14 protein-coding genes and 1 pseudogene are annotated in these 15,947 nt (G+C 70.5%); 12 read left to right on the top strand and 3 right to left on the bottom strand.

Going from position 1 to position 15,947, the window contains the following annotated elements:
- The first annotated feature begins 367 nt into the window (after positions 1-367).
- The 6 genes from Q8791_RS03305 to Q8791_RS03280 all read left to right on the top strand — a co-directional run bounded on the left by Q8791_RS03305 (position 368) and on the right by Q8791_RS03280 (position 7,348).
- Positions 368-691, top strand: coding sequence for a LuxR C-terminal-related transcriptional regulator (locus Q8791_RS03305; protein ID WP_330090147.1), 324 nt, complete (start codon positions 368-370; stop codon positions 689-691).
- A gap of 405 nt (positions 692-1,096) precedes the next feature.
- The gene (locus tag Q8791_RS03300) at positions 1,097-1,699 is read left to right on the top strand and encodes an amino-acid N-acetyltransferase (RefSeq protein WP_330090038.1); all 603 of its coding nucleotides are present in this window, start codon (positions 1,097-1,099) and stop codon (positions 1,697-1,699) included.
- Positions 1,700-2,140: 441 nt separating this feature from the next.
- Positions 2,141-2,422 (top strand): hypothetical protein, encoded by a 282-nt coding sequence (locus Q8791_RS03295; protein WP_330090037.1) that lies wholly within the window; start codon positions 2,141-2,143, stop codon positions 2,420-2,422.
- A gap of 214 nt (positions 2,423-2,636) precedes the next feature.
- Positions 2,637-2,975 carry a histone-like nucleoid-structuring protein Lsr2 gene (locus tag Q8791_RS03290; RefSeq protein ID WP_330090036.1) on the top strand — a complete coding sequence of 113 codons (339 nt, stop codon included), beginning with the start codon at positions 2,637-2,639 and terminating at the stop codon, positions 2,973-2,975.
- An 840-nt stretch (positions 2,976-3,815) separates the two neighbouring features.
- Entirely contained in the window at positions 3,816-6,326 is a 2,511-nt protein-coding gene (locus Q8791_RS03285) for an ATP-dependent Clp protease ATP-binding subunit (protein ID WP_330090035.1), read from the top strand.
- 434 nt (positions 6,327-6,760) lie between these two features.
- Positions 6,761-7,348, top strand: a complete 588-nt coding sequence (locus Q8791_RS03280; protein WP_330090034.1) for a DUF3105 domain-containing protein — start codon at positions 6,761-6,763, stop codon at positions 7,346-7,348.
- A 25-nt stretch (positions 7,349-7,373) separates the two neighbouring features.
- Here the strand turns inward: Q8791_RS03280 and Q8791_RS03275 are convergent, their stop codons facing one another.
- The gene (locus tag Q8791_RS03275) at positions 7,374-8,249 is read right to left on the bottom strand and encodes an HhH-GPD family protein (RefSeq protein ID WP_330090033.1); all 876 of its coding nucleotides are present in this window, start codon (positions 8,247-8,249) and stop codon (positions 7,374-7,376) included.
- A 144-nt stretch (positions 8,250-8,393) separates the two neighbouring features.
- Here Q8791_RS03275 and Q8791_RS03270 point away from each other — a divergent pair, with 144 nt between their 5' ends.
- The 3 genes from Q8791_RS03270 (at position 8,394) to Q8791_RS03260 (ending at position 10,660) form a co-directional block, all read left to right on the top strand.
- Positions 8,394-9,071 (top strand): hypothetical protein, encoded by a 678-nt coding sequence (locus Q8791_RS03270; protein ID WP_330090146.1) that lies wholly within the window; start codon positions 8,394-8,396, stop codon positions 9,069-9,071.
- 275 nt (positions 9,072-9,346) lie between these two features.
- Positions 9,347-10,102, top strand: coding sequence for an SGNH/GDSL hydrolase family protein (locus Q8791_RS03265; RefSeq protein ID WP_330090032.1), 756 nt, complete (start codon positions 9,347-9,349; stop codon positions 10,100-10,102).
- A gap of 135 nt (positions 10,103-10,237) precedes the next feature.
- Positions 10,238-10,660 (top strand): SSI family serine proteinase inhibitor, encoded by a 423-nt coding sequence (locus Q8791_RS03260; RefSeq protein ID WP_330090145.1) that lies wholly within the window; start codon positions 10,238-10,240, stop codon positions 10,658-10,660.
- A gap of 3 nt (positions 10,661-10,663) precedes the next feature.
- Here the strand turns inward: Q8791_RS03260 and radA are convergent.
- Positions 10,664-12,031, bottom strand: a pseudogene (radA, locus tag Q8791_RS03255) (DNA repair protein RadA); the annotation flags it as partial.
- A gap of 170 nt (positions 12,032-12,201) precedes the next feature.
- Between radA and Q8791_RS03250 the strand changes: the two are divergent.
- Together Q8791_RS03250 and Q8791_RS03245 are read left to right on the top strand one after the other, a co-directional pair.
- Entirely contained in the window at positions 12,202-13,128 is a 927-nt protein-coding gene (locus tag Q8791_RS03250) for an SGNH/GDSL hydrolase family protein (protein WP_407941946.1), read from the top strand.
- A gap of 227 nt (positions 13,129-13,355) precedes the next feature.
- Positions 13,356-13,952, top strand: coding sequence for a C40 family peptidase (locus tag Q8791_RS03245; protein WP_330090031.1), 597 nt, complete (start codon positions 13,356-13,358; stop codon positions 13,950-13,952).
- A gap of 94 nt (positions 13,953-14,046) precedes the next feature.
- On the opposite strand, the gene Q8791_RS03240 is transcribed toward Q8791_RS03245, so the two are convergent.
- Positions 14,047-14,664 carry a class I SAM-dependent methyltransferase gene (locus Q8791_RS03240; protein WP_407941950.1) on the bottom strand — a complete coding sequence of 206 codons (618 nt, stop codon included), beginning with the start codon at positions 14,662-14,664 and terminating at the stop codon, positions 14,047-14,049.
- 260 nt (positions 14,665-14,924) lie between these two features.
- Here Q8791_RS03240 and Q8791_RS03235 point away from each other — a divergent pair, with 260 nt between their 5' ends.
- Entirely contained in the window at positions 14,925-15,869 is a 945-nt protein-coding gene (locus Q8791_RS03235) for a sugar phosphate isomerase/epimerase family protein (protein ID WP_330090029.1), read from the top strand.
- Positions 15,870-15,947: the final 78 nt, after the last annotated feature.

Below are 15,947 nucleotides of genomic sequence, written 5' to 3'. Positions count from 1 at the left end.
GATTTATCGGGTCTTGACGGTATCATCTCTGCCGCCTAGCGTGCTGTGGGCGGGCCCAGGCCCGCGAGTTTGCCGAAGTGGATCGAGAACGACGGTGAGCGCGGAACAGGGCTGCGAGAGCGGTCCGAATTCGCGCGCGCATGTGCGCCCTCGGTGTGGTCTGTCCGTCCCAGACCCCAGCGAACCAGGCACGCTGCGACCCGTGCGCCCAGAACGCCCCCGACCCCTGTGCCAGAGGGGTCCGTCGGGGATTCCGGGGCCCGCGGCGTTTCCGTCCGCTCCGACGGGGATCGAACCCCGTCCGGTGCACTCGCTTCCATCAGGTGACGAGTTGATGTTCCGCACTCAGATGATGAGGGAGGACGGAGTGGAACAGGCCACACTCGTACGACGCACCGTTGAGGACCATGGCGCTCTCCAGCCGAGGGAGCACCGGGAGAACGTGGTACCCCTTCAGGCCCGCCCGCGCGACACTGCTGTCAGCAGCCCGTACGCGCCGGTGGAACTGAGCCACGAGGAACTCGAACTGCTCGCCGAGATCGCCACCGGCGTGACCACCGAGGTGGCCGCCCGGCATCTGGAACTCAGCGCGAGGACCCTGCGCCGGCGTATCCGCAACATCTGCGACGTACTCGGCGTGAACACACCCATAGAGGCGGTCGTCTGGGCCGCACGGCGGCAGCTCATCTGAGCCGACCCCCGGCGGAGGCCGGGGCAGCAACGGTCATACCGACCCCGGGGGCGCACGCGCACCGCAGGAACCGGAGGGGCGACTCTCCGGTCGGCGGTGCCGTAGTGCCCCCGACCTCGTCGTTCCCGCAGGCGTGCCGCCCCGGTGGGGGCGGCGACCGCCCCGGCCGTAGGTCGGGACACCGAATCCCCCGCTGGGAGTCGTCTCCCGTCCCGGCCCGCGCGTCGCGTTCCGGTAGGGGTGTCCTGCGGTAGGGGTCGTCTCCCGTCCCGGCCCGCGCGTCGCGTTCCGGTAGGGGTGTCCTGCGGTAGGGGTCGTCACTCGTCCCGGCCCGCGCGTCGCGTTCCGGTAGGGGTGGTCCTGCGGTAGGAGTCATCACTCGCGTGGGCATAGTCTGGTCCCGCTATGCCCGTTCGCCATGTTCACGTGCGCCGCGCCCGAACGCGCGACGTCGCCGACATCCGCCGCCTCGTCGACACCTACACCGTCGACCGGCGGGTGCTGTCCAAGAGCACCGTCAACCTCTACGAGGACGTCCAGGAGTTCTGGGTCGCCGAGGCGGAGGTGGTTCCGGACATGCCGCCATCCGGCCCGGAACCCGCCCGTGACGCCCCCTCCGAGACGGAGGTCGAGCGCCGGCTGGTGGGCTGCGGAGCCCTCCACGTGCTCTGGGAGGACCTGGCGGAAGTGCGGACCGTCGCGGTCGATCCCTCCCTGCGCGGTTTCGGCGTGGGACACCGAATCGTGACCGAGCTCCTCGACACCGCCCGTGAGTTGGGTGTGCGCCGTGTGTTCTGTCTGACATTCGAGACCGGTTTCTTCTCCAAACACGGCTTTGCCCCGATCCAGGGGACTCCTGTCTCGTCGCGTGTGTACGAGGAACTACTGCGTTCCTATGACGAGGGAGTTGCCGAATTCCTCGACTTGGAGCGGGTTAAGCCCAACACCCTCGGGAACACAAGGATGCTTGTGCGCCTCGACGACGCGGCCCGCACCGCCCGCGCCTAAAGGATTTTCGGTGGGCATGGTACGGAGTTCCCCTTACGGCGCCACGGAGGGGCGGCTGCGGAGGTCACAGTGGGGGGCGCTTATGTGCACCGGGTGGTATGGAGGTGGAACGGGGCAGGTAATGTGTACTTGCGTCCGGCCGACCGCCCTCCTCATCGAGTTCGGCGGGGCGGTGACGAAGGGTCGTGATTTGACCCCGCAAGACCCCGTGTTCCGGTCGCAGCCACACGAGGGCACCGAACCTACGACCGGACATTGGCACCCATGGGGTTTGCGGGGGGCTGCTCGGGTACGTCCGGTGTCAAACCGGGGGCAAACGATGTCTATGATGTCGGGTATGCGTTTGCCAGGTTGCCCGGCGCGCCATCCCCCCGGAGTGGCCCGACACTGAGTCGGGTATTTGCTGCAATAAGTAACAACCAGGAAGGGTGGACCGCTTCGATGGGTGACTTTTTGTCGTCGGTGGTTCCCCCTGGACTCATCGACGTATTGTCGGCGCTCATCCCCCCGGTGGTTGTCGGTACCGTCTTCTGTGCCTTCGTCATCAACCTGCTGCGCAAGGAGATGGCGCCGCGGCGGATGGACGGAAGCCTGGTCAGCAATGACAAGGCGGCTCAGGGTGCGAGCGACGACAAGGGCGCGGCCGAGGTTCGCGAGACCGAGGCGACGAACGAGACGCCGATTGTCCAGGGTGGGGAACGCGCCGAATCCGACGGTCGTTGATACGGTACTTGACCGCTTGCGCGAACCCCGGGGGACGGGTCTCCGTCCCCCGCGTGCGTGGGGCAACTCGCCGCACCCGCGCTGCTTCGGTGACCCCCGAAACCACGGTCGGGTCCGGATGATTTCTGGCACGCCGGGAATTGTCTTCCGCGTTCGCGCGAGATAGCTTTATATTCAGGTGTGCAGACACCGCTCTTCTGAAAGGTTTGATTCCATGGCACAGAAGGTCCAGGTTTTCCTGGTCGACGACCTCGACGGCGGCGAGGCCGAGGAGACGGTGACGTTCGGTCTGGACGGCTCGACGTACGAAATCGACCTCAGTGCGGGTAATGCCGCCAAGCTTCGCGAGGCCCTTAACCCGTTCGTCGACGCCTCCCGCAAGGCTCCGTCCAAGGCGAACCGCGCCACCGCTCGCCGCGGCAGCCGGAATGCGCCCAGCCGTGAGCGCAGCGCCGAGATTCGGGCGTGGGCGAAGGCCGCCGGGAAGCCCGTCAATGAGCGCGGCCGGATCCCCGCCGCCATCGTCGCCGAATATGAGGCCATCAAGGGCTAGGCCGGACGACCGTCTCCGGTTCGCCGAAATGTTGTCAGGGCTTGATCGAATTACGTCCGGCGCCCACCAGGCGCACCCGACTCCCTCATCCAGCACCGCCTGACACCGGCGGACCCGGCGCACGGGGGGTCCTGTGACACGGATCCCGCTCCACGGGGATGCAGGGGACAAGGGGATACGACGGGCGCCGGAACCCTCGCCGACGGCGCCGGACCGGAACGCGGGCGCACCGCCGCCCCGGGTCACGTCGACTCCGGGACGCGAGGCGCGGACCGTGCGGCCCGCTGCGCCGCCGCGCGACACGTCGGGCGCTCCGACGCCAGGGGTGCGACACGCCCGCCCCCGCAGAGGTTCTCGACTTCCGGCCCCGCGGCCGTACGACCGCGGGGCCGAGGCCGTTCCGCCGACCGGGCGCCGACCGCGCCCCGGTCGACCGGGAGTGACGCGCATTTCCCGCTTTCCAGGCCGCCTGATCCGGTCGGAAGAACAACACGCGGATCGGCTTGTTCGCTGAGAGCCGATTATCCGGCTTACACACGTGCGGTCCGGGCACTCTCGTGATGGATGGGAGTGTTCGGGCCGTTCGCCTTCGGCGTACAGGGAAATCTGACGCGTCAATTGGTAGTTGGATGTTGGGTGAACGCCCTATCGTCGGGGAAAGTCTCTGGCACGGACGGCTGAGAGGTCGGCCATGCGGAGAGGTTCGCCCGGTCGGCAGCCTGTCGACCGGCGGGTGCGACAGTGCTCCCCTGGGCGGTTATCCCTGTGGGGCCGATATGCGGAAGAGTTGGGTCGGCGAGACCGTCCCTGCCTGACCGCTCTGTAGAGGAGCGACGAGACATGTTCGAGAGGTTTACCGACCGCGCACGGCGAGTGGTGGTTCTGGCCCAGGAAGAGGCCAGGATGCTCAACCACAACTACATCGGTACGGAGCACATCCTGCTCGGCCTCATCCACGAGGGTGAGGGCGTCGCCGCCAAGGCTCTGGAGAGCCTCGGTATCAGCCTCGAAGCGGTTCGGCAGCAGGTTGAGGAGATCATCGGCCAGGGCCAGCAGGCGCCGTCGGGGCACATTCCCTTCACCCCGCGCGCCAAGAAGGTCCTTGAGCTGTCGCTGCGCGAGGCGCTCCAGCTCGGCCACAACTACATCGGTACCGAGCACATACTGCTGGGTCTGATCCGTGAGGGCGAGGGCGTTGCCGCCCAGGTCCTGGTCAAGCTCGGCGCGGACCTCAACCGCGTCCGCCAGCAGGTCATCCAGCTGCTGCACGGCTACCAGGGCAAGGAGCCGCAGGCCACCGCCGGGTCCTCCGAGTCCACCCCCTCCACCTCGCTGGTCCTGGACCAGTTCGGTCGCAACCTGACCCAGGCCGCCCGGGAGAGCAAGCTCGACCCGGTCATCGGCCGGGACAAGGAGATCGAGCGCGTCATGCAGGTGCTCTCGAGGCGGACCAAGAACAACCCGGTCCTCATCGGTGAGCCCGGCGTCGGCAAGACCGCCGTGGTCGAGGGGCTGGCGCAGAAGATCGTCAAGGGGGAGATCCCCGAGACGCTCAAGGACAAGCAGCTGTACACGCTGGACCTGGGCGCGCTGGTCGCGGGCAGCCGCTACCGCGGTGACTTCGAGGAGCGCCTCAAGAAGGTGCTCAAGGAGATCCGGACCCGCGGCGACATCATCCTCTTCATCGACGAGCTGCACACGCTCGTCGGAGCGGGTGCCGCCGAGGGCGCCATAGACGCCGCCTCCATCCTCAAGCCCATGCTGGCCCGGGGTGAGCTCCAGACCATCGGCGCCACCACCCTGGACGAGTACCGCAAGTACCTGGAGAAGGACGCCGCCCTGGAGCGGCGCTTCCAGCCCATCCAGGTGGACGAGCCGACCATCACGCACGCCATCGAGATCCTCAAGGGCCTGCGCGACCGGTACGAGGCGCACCACCGGGTCTCCATCACCGACAGCGCCCTCGTGGCGGCGGCGCAGCTGGCCGACCGCTACATCAGCGACCGGTTCCTGCCGGACAAGGCGATCGACCTCATCGACGAGGCCGGTTCGCGGATGCGCATCCGCCGGATGACCGCTCCGCCGGACCTGCGCGAGTTCGACGAGAAGATCGCGGGCGTGCGCCGGGACAAGGAGTCCGCGATCGACGCGCAGGACTTCGAGAAGGCCGCGTCGCTGCGTGACGACGAGAAGCAGCTCCTCAACAAGAAGGCGCAGCGGGAGAAGGAGTGGAAGGCCGGCGACATGGACGTCGTGGCCGAGGTCGACGAGGAGCTCATCGCCGAGGTCCTGGCCGCGTCCACCGGCATCCCGGTCTTCAAGCTCACCGAGGAGGAGAGCTCCCGGCTGCTGCGCATGGAGGACGAGCTGCACCGCCGGGTCATCGGCCAGGAGGACGCCATCAAGGCGCTCTCCCAGGCGATCCGACGCACCCGCGCCGGTCTGAAGGATCCCAAGCGCCCCGGTGGCTCGTTCATCTTCGCCGGCCCGTCCGGTGTCGGTAAGACCGAGCTGTCCAAGACCCTGGCCGAGTTCCTGTTCGGGGACGAGGACGCGCTGATCCAGCTGGACATGTCCGAGTTCATGGAGAAGCACACGGTCTCCCGGCTGTTCGGCTCGCCTCCCGGCTACGTCGGCTACGAGGAGGGCGGCCAGCTCACCGAGAAGGTGCGCCGCAAGCCGTTCTCCGTGGTCCTCTTCGACGAGATCGAGAAGGCCCACAACGACATCTTCAACTCCCTGCTCCAGGTGTTGGAGGAGGGTCGTCTCACCGACGCCCAGGGTCGCAACGTCGACTTCAAGAACACGGTCATCATCATGACGACCAACCTGGGCACGCGGGACATCTCCAAGGGCCAGGCCATGGGCTTCGCCAAGGAGGACAACGCCCAGACGAACTACGAGCGGATGAAGGCGAAGGTCAGCGAGGAGCTCAAGACCAACTTCCGCCCCGAGTTCCTCAACCGTGTGGACGACATCATCGTCTTCCACCAGCTGACGGAGGGGGAGATCTTCCAGATCGTGGACCTCATGATCACGAGCCTGGACGGTCGCCTCAAGGAGCGGGACATGGGGATCGAGCTGCGCCCGAAGGCGAAGCAGATCCTGTCCGAGCGCGGCTTCGACCCCGTGCTGGGCGCCCGCCCGCTGCGCAGGACGATCCAGCGGGAGATCGAGGACCAGCTGTCCGAGAAGATCCTGTTCGGTGACCTCAAGGCCGGCCAGATCGTCGTGATCGACGCCGAGGGCGAGGGCACGGACGCCAAGTTCACGTTCAAGGGTGTGCCGAAGCCGGCCGCGGTTCCGGACACCCCCGAGGTCGAGGAGTCGGCCGCGGGCAAGAGCGACTGACACCGCTGAGCCGGACGACGTCCGTCACGGGGGCACCCTTCGGGGTGCCCCCGTCGGCGTTCGGCCGTTAGTGTGCGAGCGTGACTCATCCAGATCCCCAGCAGCACGGTCCGTGGCCGCCCCACGGCCCGCAGCCGCAGCAGCCCCCGTCCGCGCAGCACCCCCAGCACCCGCAGCCGGGCTCCTTCGGCGGTCCGCCGCAGGGGGCTCCCGCAGGTCCGCCGCCTGCCCAGTACGGTGCGGTTCCCCCCGCGGGGATGCCCCCGGGCGGAGTACCTCCGGGTGGCGGATACCCCCCGCCGGGTCCGCCGGGACCCTACGGTCCGCAGGGGCACCACGGCCCGCCCGGACCGTACGGCCCACAGGGCCCGTACCCCCCGCAGCAGGCGGGCACGAAGCGCGGCGCCGGGCTCGCGCTGATCATCGGAGCGGTCGTGCTGGCCGTGCTGCTCGTCGTCGGCGGCGGTGTCCTCTACGTGGTGGCGTCCCCGGGAGGCGGCGCGTCCGGAGGGGCCGGCGCCTCCGCCGGAGGCGGTCTGGAGGCGGTCGAGCACTACACGGACCTGTCCGCCGACCACGTCGAGGAGGGCGAGACCGTCGAGTACGACGTGTTCCCGCCCGTGGGCGGGGAGCACTACCCGGTCTGGCAGAACTGCGGCGTCTACGCGGAGCCCCTGCGCACCGAGTACGCCGTGCACTCCCTGGAGCACGGGGCGGTGTGGATCGCCTACGAACCCGGCCTGCCCGCCGACCAGGTGGAGACGCTCGCGGGCCTCTACTCGCCGGGCGACTACCTGGTGATCAGCCCGGTCGAGGGCCTGCCCGCTCCCGTGGTGGCGTCGGCCTGGGGTTCCCAGATCCTCCTCGAGGGAGCCGAGGACCCGCGCCTCGTCGAGTACCTGGTCGAGTACGTCCAGGGCGAGAACACCCCGGAGCCCGGCGCCCCGTGCAGCGGCGGTTTCGACGGGACCGAGGCGGAGTTCGACGCGGGCACCGGTACGAGCGCCCGCATGGCCGACTGACACCGTCCCCGGGAGCGGGGCGGACTCAGGCGGGGAGGGCGTACCGGCCGTCGTCGAGGGGGTCCACCAGGCCGTCGGACACGAGGGCGTCCAGCGCTCGCTCGCGCTGGACGTGATCGTCCCAGACGGCGTCCAGGGACCCCTTGGCCACCGGGTGCGCGGAGTCGCGGAGCACGGCGAGCAGACGGCCGCGCACCTGGCGGTCGGTGCCCTCGTAGGTCTGACCCCGCCGGGGCGGCCCGTCGTAGGCGGGCTTGCCCGCGAGCTTCCAGGCGCACTGCCCGGCGATCGGGCAGGACGCGCACGTGGGCGTGCGCGCCGTGCACACCAGGGCGCCGAGCTCCATCACGGCCACTCCCCAGCGCGCCGCGACCGAGGCGGTGGGCGGCAGCAGGGACTCGGCGAGCGCCGTCTCCGCCTTGGTCTGGGTTTTCGGTGGGTACTCGACTCCGGTTTCGGCCCTTGCCAGGACACGGCGGACATTGGTGTCCAGAATGGCGTGCCGCTGTCCGTAGGCGAAGCTCGCCACCGCCGCGGCGGTGTAGGCGCCGACCCCCGGGAGGGAGAGCAGCGTGGCGTGGTCGTCCGGGACCCGGCCGCCGTGCTCCTCGGTGATGGCCACGGCGCAGGCGTGCAGGCGCAGCGCGCGGCGCGGGTAACCGAGCCGGTTCCACATGCGTACCGCCTCCCCCGAGGCCTCGCCTGCCAGGTGGGCGGGGGTGGGCCAGCGTTCCATCCAGGCGCGCCAGGCGGGCAGGACCCGCACGACGGGCGTCTGCTGGAGCATGATCTCGCTGACCAGGATGGACCAGGGGGTCGCGTCCGGCGCACGCCAGGGGAGGTCGCGCGCGTGCGACTCGTACCACGCCAGAACGGCGGTGCTGTAAGGGTTATCGCTCATCTTTAACAGGGAATCGGCGGGTTGAGTAGGTGGGTGGCACGCAAAACCGCAATACTACGGCCCATGGCGTCAAGTACCGGACATCCAGGAGCCGTCAGCCGCGAGACCTACTGGAAGCGGCGTGCCTTCGTCCTGATCGGGTTCATGATGGTGTTCGCGGTGATCGCGTTCGCCTGCCGTCCCTCGGGCGAGGAGAGCGGCGAACCGACCCGGTCCGAAGCCGGGGTCGACGCCTCGGCTTCTCCCAGTGTCCCACCCGAGGACCCCTCCGCGGCCGAAAGCGGCGAACCCACGGCCGAGGAGTCCGAGGGGGCGGAGGAGAGCGCCTCGCCCTCTCCCGGCGACGAGGAGTCCGAGGGCTCCGGTGGCGGTGAGGGCGGCGGCGAGGGCGGCGGTGTGGCCGCGCCCGAGCGGGCCGAGGACCTCTGCCGCCCGCAGGACGTCGTGGTGACGTTCGATTTCGCGGAGAAGGACCAGGAGGTCTACGGCGCCGGATCCAACCCGGGGTTCAAGATCACCGTGGTCAACACCGCGGAGCAGACCTGCACCGTGGACGTGGGCGGCGCCGCCCTGGAGGTGCGGATCCACTCCGGGGACGACCGCATCTACTCCACCGCGGACTGCCTGGAGGACGGCGGGACCGAGGAGCGCCAGCTCAGCCGCGGCGTCCCGCACGAGTTCACGGTCGACTGGGAGCGGAACCGCTCCTTCACGGACTGCCGCGAGACCAGTTCCACGGCCCAGGCCGGCTGGTACCGGGCCAACCTGCACGGAGACTACGCCGGCAACCAGTCCCAGCTGCCGTTCCAGCTCAAGGCCTGACCCGGCCGACGCCGCGGGAGAAGGACGCAGGGGCCCTCGGGGGCCGGGAGCACGCGGCTCCCGGCCCCCGAGCCGTGCCAGGGGTCCGTGGGCGTTCCACGGGCGCGCGTCCCGCCGTCGGGCGGTGTGCGCGCGTCCACCGGCGGAGGGGCCCGCGCCGGCGGATCCGCGAACCCCTCTTCCCGTGCGAGCGGGGCGGAGGTACCCTGCGAGCGGTTGGGAGCGCTCCCATAGTGCTCTCCCCGGGGTCCCGCACAGAGCAAGGAGTTTTCCGTATGGACCGACGACTCTCCCGGGCCGCCCGGCGCGTCTGCGCAGGCCTCGGCCTCACACTGGCACTGGTCGCGGGCGCGCTCGCCCCGGCCTCGGCGGACGCCGGGGCGGCCCCGGCGGACACGGCACGGACGGAGGGGGACGCGGTGCGGATCATGCCGCTGGGCGACTCGATCACGGGCTCGCCCGGATGCTGGAGGGCCCTGCTGTGGGCCGACCTGGTGGAGGCGGGCCACACGGACGCCGACTTCGTCGGGACCCGGCCCGGCGACGGCTGCGGCTTCGAGTACGACGGCGACAACGAGGGCCACGGCGGCTTCCTCGTCACCGACGTGGCTGCCCGCGGCCTTCTCGTGGACTGGCTCGCGCGGACGGAGCCGGACGTGGTGCTGATGCACTTCGGCACCAACGACGTGTGGAGCGGCGTCCCCACGGAGACGGTCCTGGACGCCTACGGCGTGCTCGTCGGCCAGATGCGGGCGCAGAACCCCGGCATGCGCATCCTGGTCGCCCAGATCATCCCGATGGACTCCGACCGCAGCTGCGCCACGTGCGGCCAGGGCGTGGAGGACCTCAACGCCGCCATCCCCGCGTGGGCCGAGGCGCAGGACACGGCGGAGTCACCGGTCCTCGTGGTCGACCAGTGGACGGGGTTCGACGCGGACGCCGACACCTACGACGGGGTGCACCCGTCCGGCAGCGGCGACCGCAGGATCGCCGACCGCTGGCTCGAGTCCCTGCTCCCGCTGCTCGCCTGACACGCTCCTCTCGACCCCCGGATGCGGGGCGGGGAGACCGCCCCGCATCCGGATGCGGCGATTTCGGGGCGAACTGGGAGTGTCGGGTAAGAAGGCTCTCGTGTTTTGGCAAACACGGCCGCTTCTGGTGATCGAATGGTTACGATGCGTGGTGTTCTGATCATTCGCACACCGGGAGCAGTCGTGCACCGCACCGCCCTGGCCCTCGTGGCCACCGCCGCCCTGTCCCTCGCGTTCGCCGCGCCCGCGCACGCCGTCCAGACGGAGCGCACCGTGGCGACCAGCCACACCCTGAGCATCCGGAGCCTGTCCTCGGGGGAGACCCGGCAGGTCACCCTGGAGTGCCGGCCCACGGGCGGGAACCACCCCGAGGCCGAGAGGGCCTGCGCCGCCATCACCGGGGCCGGGTCGATCGCGCAGACCAAGGGCGAGGACGGCCCGTGCCCGATGATCTACGACCCGGTCGTGGCCGTCGCCGAGGGCTCCGAGTCCTACGAGGAGGAGTTCGCGAACTCCTGCGCCCTCCTGGGCGGCAAGGGCCCGGTCTACGACTTCTAGGCGTGCCTGCCGGGGCCGGCGCGACCGCTTGGAGACGCGCAGGAGGGCTTCGCTCAGCTCCTCCACCTCCTGGACGCGGATGCCCGGGATCGGGTCGCCGAAGTGCTTGGGCACGATCGCCTCGGTGAATCCGAGCCGTTGCGCCTCCGCCACCCTGCGCCGCACACCGGAGACGGTGCGCACGTCACCGGCCAGACCGACCTCGCCGATCGCGATGAAATCGACGGGCAGGGCGACGTCGTTGCTGGAGCTGGCCGCGGCCATGGCCAGCGCCAGGTCCACGGCGGGCTCGGTGAGCTTGACGCCGCCGACCGTCGACGCGTACACGTCCATGTTGGCCAGTCGCATACCCGTGCGCTTCTCCAGCACCGCCAGGATCATGTTGACCCGGGAGGTGTCCAGGCCCGACGTGGCGCGGCGCGGGGCGGGCAGGGGGGTGGGCGCGACCAGTGCCTGGACCTCCGTGATCAGCGGACGCCTGCCCTCCATGGCGACCGTGACACAGGTGCCCGGCACCGGGTCGGTGCGTTCGGTGAGGAACAGCCCGCTGGGGTCGGGCAGGCCGACGATCCCGCTCTCGGTCAGCTCGAAGCAGCCGATCTCGTCGGTGGGGCCGTACCGGTTCTTGATCGCGCGCAGCAGCCTCAGCTGGGAGTGGCGCTCGCCCTCGAAGTGCAGCACCACGTCGACCAGGTGCTCCAGCATGCGGGGGCCCGCGATGGACCCGTCCTTGGTGACGTGGCCGACCAGGATGGTGGCGATCCCGCGCTCCTTGGCGATCTGGATCAGGGCGCCGGTCACCTGGCGGATCTGCGTGACACCGCCCGGGACGCCGGAGGCGTCGGGGGAGACCATAGTCTGCACCGAGTCCACGATCAGCAGGCGCGGCCCGACCTGTTCCACGTGGCTGACGAGGGACGCGATGGAGGTCTCGGCGGCGAGGTAGAGCTTGTCGGACAGCGCTCCCAGCCGTTCGGCGCGCAACCGCACCTGCCCGGCCGACTCCTCGCCGGTGACGTACAGCACCGGGCCGTCCGCGGCCCGCATCGCCGCGACCTCCAGGAGCAGGGTGGACTTGCCGACACCGGGCTCGCCGGCGAGCAGGACCACGCCGCCGGGGACGGCGCCGCCGCCCAGGACCCGGTCGAGTTCACCGACGCCGGTGGGGACGGCCTCGGCGCTCTCCACGCTGATCTCGGTGATGGGGCGGGCCCGGGAGGTGACGGGCGCGGCGGCCACGAAGCCCGCGGCGGGGGCCCCGGCCTCCTCGACCGTGCCCCAGGCCTGGCACTCGCCGCAGCGGCCCACCCACTTGAGGGTGCTCCATCCGCACTCGGCGCACCGGAACGTGGTTTTTGCTGCCTTTGCCATGGTCGCCACGCTAGCGGCTGCCGGGGACAGCTCCGGCGGGGGCGGAACGGATTTCTCGCGACACACGAAAGTTACCTACGAGTTATGGGTAACTTCCGGTAGGTCGTGTTAAAGAATCTGTAAGGGTCCGACTACTCCCTGCCCCCCGCTCCATGGAGAGGAACACCCGCGTGCCCCGTAACGACGCAAACCCCACCATCCCCCGATTCCGGTGGCTCCGGCGAGCCCTGGTCCCCGCGGCCGCCGCCATCCTGGGCATGACCCTGGTCTCGCCGCCGTCCGCCGCCGCGGAGGAGGCCGAGGCGGTCGAGGCGGCCGCCTTCCAGCACTACGTGGCGCTCGGCGACTCGTTCGTCGCCGGCCCCCTGGTCCGCGAGCAGCAGGCCGGCGTCCGGGTGCCCCTGCTCGGCTGTATGCAGTCGGCCAACAACTACCCGAAGATGCTCGCCGAGAGGATCGGCGTCGCCGAGCTCACCGACGCCAGCTGTTCCGGCGCGCGGATGGAGCACTTCTACGAGCAGCAGTTCAACGACACGCTCCCGCAGTTCGACGCGCTGCGTCCCGAGACCGACCTGGTCACGGTCGGTATCGCGGGCAACGACTTCGGATTCTCCGAGGTCTTCATCGAGTGCGCGAAGCAGAGTCTCGGCAACCCCCTGGGCAGCCCCTGCTCCAACCACTACGGGGACGAGCTCGACGTCCGGATCGACGGGCTCCGGGGCGAGATCTCCCAGGTCTACGCCGACATCGCGGACCGCAGCCCCAACGCGACGGTCCTCAGCGTCGGCTACCTCCAGATCCTGCCCGAGAGCGGGGGCTGCTGGCCGAGCACGCCCATCGCCCGTGGCGACGTCGCGTTCCTCGACGCGGCGCAGACCAGGCTCAACACGGTGATCAAGGAGGAGGCGGAGGCGCACGGCGCGGTGTTCGTGGACGTCCTGGAGCGCGGCCGGGACGTGTGCAAGGCCTCCGGCACCCGCTGGGTCGAGGGTCTGATCCCGGAGAACGGGGCTCCGGTGCACCCGAACCGGCTCGGCATGGAGGCCACGGCGGACTTCGTCCAGGCCGCGGTCGGGGTGCCCTCGCCGGCTCTGTAGCGGAGGGTCGCAGGCCCACGGGAGGGGTGCCCGGATTCTGGTCGGATGACCGGTATATCCCCTCAGGTAAAGCAGGCTTTGCCGTCCTTGGGAATCGATCGAGCTACGGAGAGTGACATTTTCGGGTGACTGTGTGACGAATGGTGATGCGACGAGGCGAAGAGTTCCGCGTCATAGCGGCGTGGGCGCCTCGACGAGTCGACTCACACGAGTGGAGTGCCACCGTCATGCGACTACCCCGACAGCACGAGCAAAGCCAGGCCTGTCGTCCTACGGACCCGGGGCGACAGGCCTCGCCCGCCCACTCCACACGGGGTGGCGGACCTCGCTCGCTCACCGTCGCGGCGGTCGCCGCAGCGATCCTGGCGTCCGGCGCCGCACCCGCGCTCGCCCAGTCCCCGCAGTCGGCCGGAGGCGCGGAGGTCGCCGCCAGCCCCGGAGGGCCGGAACGGATCCACCAGGCCCTGTCCTCGTCGACCATCGAGAAGGCCATCCGCGCCGCCAAGTCCCAGAGGGGCACTCCCTACGGCTGGGGCGGCACCGGGCCCGACGCGTTCGACTGCTCCGGCCTCGTCCAGTGGTCGTTCGGGCAGGCGGGGGTCAGCCTTCCCCGCATCGCGGAGGACCAGGTCCAGGAGGGGACCAAGGTCTCCTACGAGGACGCGAAGCGGGGCGACATCCTCTACTGGAGCGATGGTGGATACGCCTACCACGTCGCGATCTACCTCGGCGGCGACCGGATGATCGACGCCCCGCACTCCGGGGACCACGTCCGCGAACGGGACGTCAACCACTACAACCTCGCCGGTGCGGTACGGCTGTGACCACAGGGTCGGGCCTCGCCAGAGACGCTGACGGCCGCCCCGCGAGCCCCGGGCGACGGACCCGGAGCCACGAACGCGCCCGTGCACCGGGTGCTCAGTACCGCCGCCACCACAGGTTGACCGCGTAGTCCACCGACAGTCCGGGATGGGACCCCACGATCTCCGCGGCCAGCGCGGCGGGGAACTCGATCCGCACCACCGCCTCGAAGTCGCGGCGGTCGGTGAAAGACCAGCGCATCGTCAGGGGCTCGCGGGTGAACCCGCGGGCCGACCAGAACCGTTCCACGGCGGACGGGTCGTACGACGGCAGCGAACGCCGGAACCAGGAACCGAAGGTGGAGCGCGTGGCGTCGTTGTCGATCACGAACGCGACCCCGCCCCGCCGCATCACGCGGTCGAGCTCCGCCAGGCCGGGCTCGCACCCGGGACCGAAGAAGTAGGCCCAGCGGGCGTGCGCCACCTCGACGACGGAGTCGGGGACGGGCAGCCGCTGGGCCGTTCCGTCCAGGACCCGGACGTGGTCCAGGTCCCGTACCCGGGCCCGGGCCGCCTCCGCCAGGCCCGGGTGCGGTTCCACGCCGGTGACCCGGCGCGCCCGCGCCGCGAACCCCGGCAGGTGGAAGCCGGTGCCGCAGCCGACGTCCAGCACGTGGGCGTCGTCCACCGGGCGGACGCGGTCCATGGCCGCGCCGATCACGCCGTCCGGGTCCACCGCCCGGTTCTCCACCTCGTACGTCTGCGGGTTCCGCCAGATGTTGGGGCTGGGGATCGCGTCCCTGGGGATCATGCACCGCACACTAGCCACCGTCCGGGGGCGGCCCCGACCAGGAGGTCCCCTTGCGCCGGGCCCCGGCGAGGGAGGGCGCGCACCGGACCGCGGCGGGAGGTGCTCGGGAGGCCGGGGGGACACGGCACGCCGCGTTCACCCGGGCGGAACGCACGAAGGGGGCGATAGCGCATAGTCTGGGTGCTGTGAGTCCTATCCAGGTCCCAGACGCACCCGTCGTCCTGTCGTCGGCGTCGGTCTACCCGGAGAAGACCCCGGCCGCCTTCGAGATCGCGGCGAAGCTGGGGTACGACGGGGTCGAGGTCCTCGTCTCCTCCGATCCGGCCAGCCAGGACATCGATCTCCTTCGGCGCCTCTCGGACTACCACCAGATACCCGTCACCGCCGTCCACTCGCCCTGCCTGGTCCTCACCCAGCGTGTGTGGGGCAGGGAGCCCTGGGGCAAACTCGTCCGCTCCAAGGAGATGGCCGAGGCCCTGGGCGCCAGGACCATCGTCGTCCACCCCGCCTTCCGCTGGCAGCGCGAGTACGCCCGCGAGTTCGAGAGCGGCATCGCCCGCATGCAGGACGAGACCGACGTCGTCTTCGCGGTGGAGAACATGTACCCGGTCCGGGTCCGCGACCGCGAGGTCGTGCCCTACGCGCCGAGCTGGAACCCGCTCGACCGCGACTACCCCGACGTCACGCTCGACCTGTCGCACACCGCCATGTCCGGCTCCGACGCCATGGAGATGGCCAAGCAGCTGGGCGGCCGCCTCTCGCACGTCCACGTGACGGACGGCTTCGGCGGCCAGAACCTCGACGAGCACCTCATCCCCGGGCGCGGCACCCAGCCGGTCGGTGAACTCCTGGAGTACCTCGCCGAGGGCGGCTTCGGGGGGCAGCTGGTCCTGGAGGTCAGCACGCGCAAGGCCGCCGACCGCCAGGCGCGCATGCGCGAGCTGGCGGAGGCCCTGGCCTTCACGCGCCTGCACTTCGCCCAGACGTCCTCGGCGTCCGGCCGCCCGCGCGACCGCCGCGAACGCCTCGCGCTGCTGCGCCGCAGGCCCTCGGCGCCGCCCCGCCGCTTCGCGGTGGACGGCGGCGGGACGGTCGACGACAAGGGGACGGTCGACCCGGGCGAGAGCTGACCCGGTCGAGGACCGGCACGGTCCGGCCGGGCGGCCGGACCGTGCCGGTCCTCCCGCCGTCGCGCCGCCGTCCACGGG

The sequence above is a fragment of the Nocardiopsis codii genome (assembly GCF_036327455.1).
In the GTDB taxonomy this organism is placed as follows: domain Bacteria; phylum Actinomycetota; class Actinomycetes; order Streptosporangiales; family Streptosporangiaceae; genus Nocardiopsis; species Nocardiopsis codii.
This window is presented reverse-complemented; position numbering and strand designations above follow the sequence as displayed.

Excerpts from the sequence above, each read along its gene's own strand:
- Q8791_RS03300 (WP_330090038.1), top strand. The coding sequence starts at position 1,097 with ATGCCCGTTCGCCATGTTCACGTGCGCCGCGCCCGAACGCGCGACGTC.
- Q8791_RS03295 (WP_330090037.1), top strand. The coding sequence starts at position 2,141 with ATGGGTGACTTTTTGTCGTCGGTGGTTCCCCCTGGACTCATCGACGTA.
- Q8791_RS03290 (WP_330090036.1), top strand. The coding sequence starts at position 2,637 with ATGGCACAGAAGGTCCAGGTTTTCCTGGTCGACGACCTCGACGGCGGC.
- Q8791_RS03285 (WP_330090035.1), top strand. The coding sequence starts at position 3,816 with ATGTTCGAGAGGTTTACCGACCGCGCACGGCGAGTGGTGGTTCTGGCC.
- Q8791_RS03275 (WP_330090033.1), bottom strand. The coding sequence starts at position 8,249 with ATGAGCGATAACCCTTACAGCACCGCCGTTCTGGCGTGGTACGAGTCG.
- Q8791_RS03270 (WP_330090146.1), top strand. The coding sequence starts at position 8,394 with ATGATGGTGTTCGCGGTGATCGCGTTCGCCTGCCGTCCCTCGGGCGAG.
- Q8791_RS03265 (WP_330090032.1), top strand. The coding sequence starts at position 9,347 with ATGGACCGACGACTCTCCCGGGCCGCCCGGCGCGTCTGCGCAGGCCTC.
- Q8791_RS03260 (WP_330090145.1), top strand. The coding sequence starts at position 10,238 with ATGGTTACGATGCGTGGTGTTCTGATCATTCGCACACCGGGAGCAGTC.
- Q8791_RS03245 (WP_330090031.1), top strand. The coding sequence starts at position 13,356 with ATGCGACTACCCCGACAGCACGAGCAAAGCCAGGCCTGTCGTCCTACG.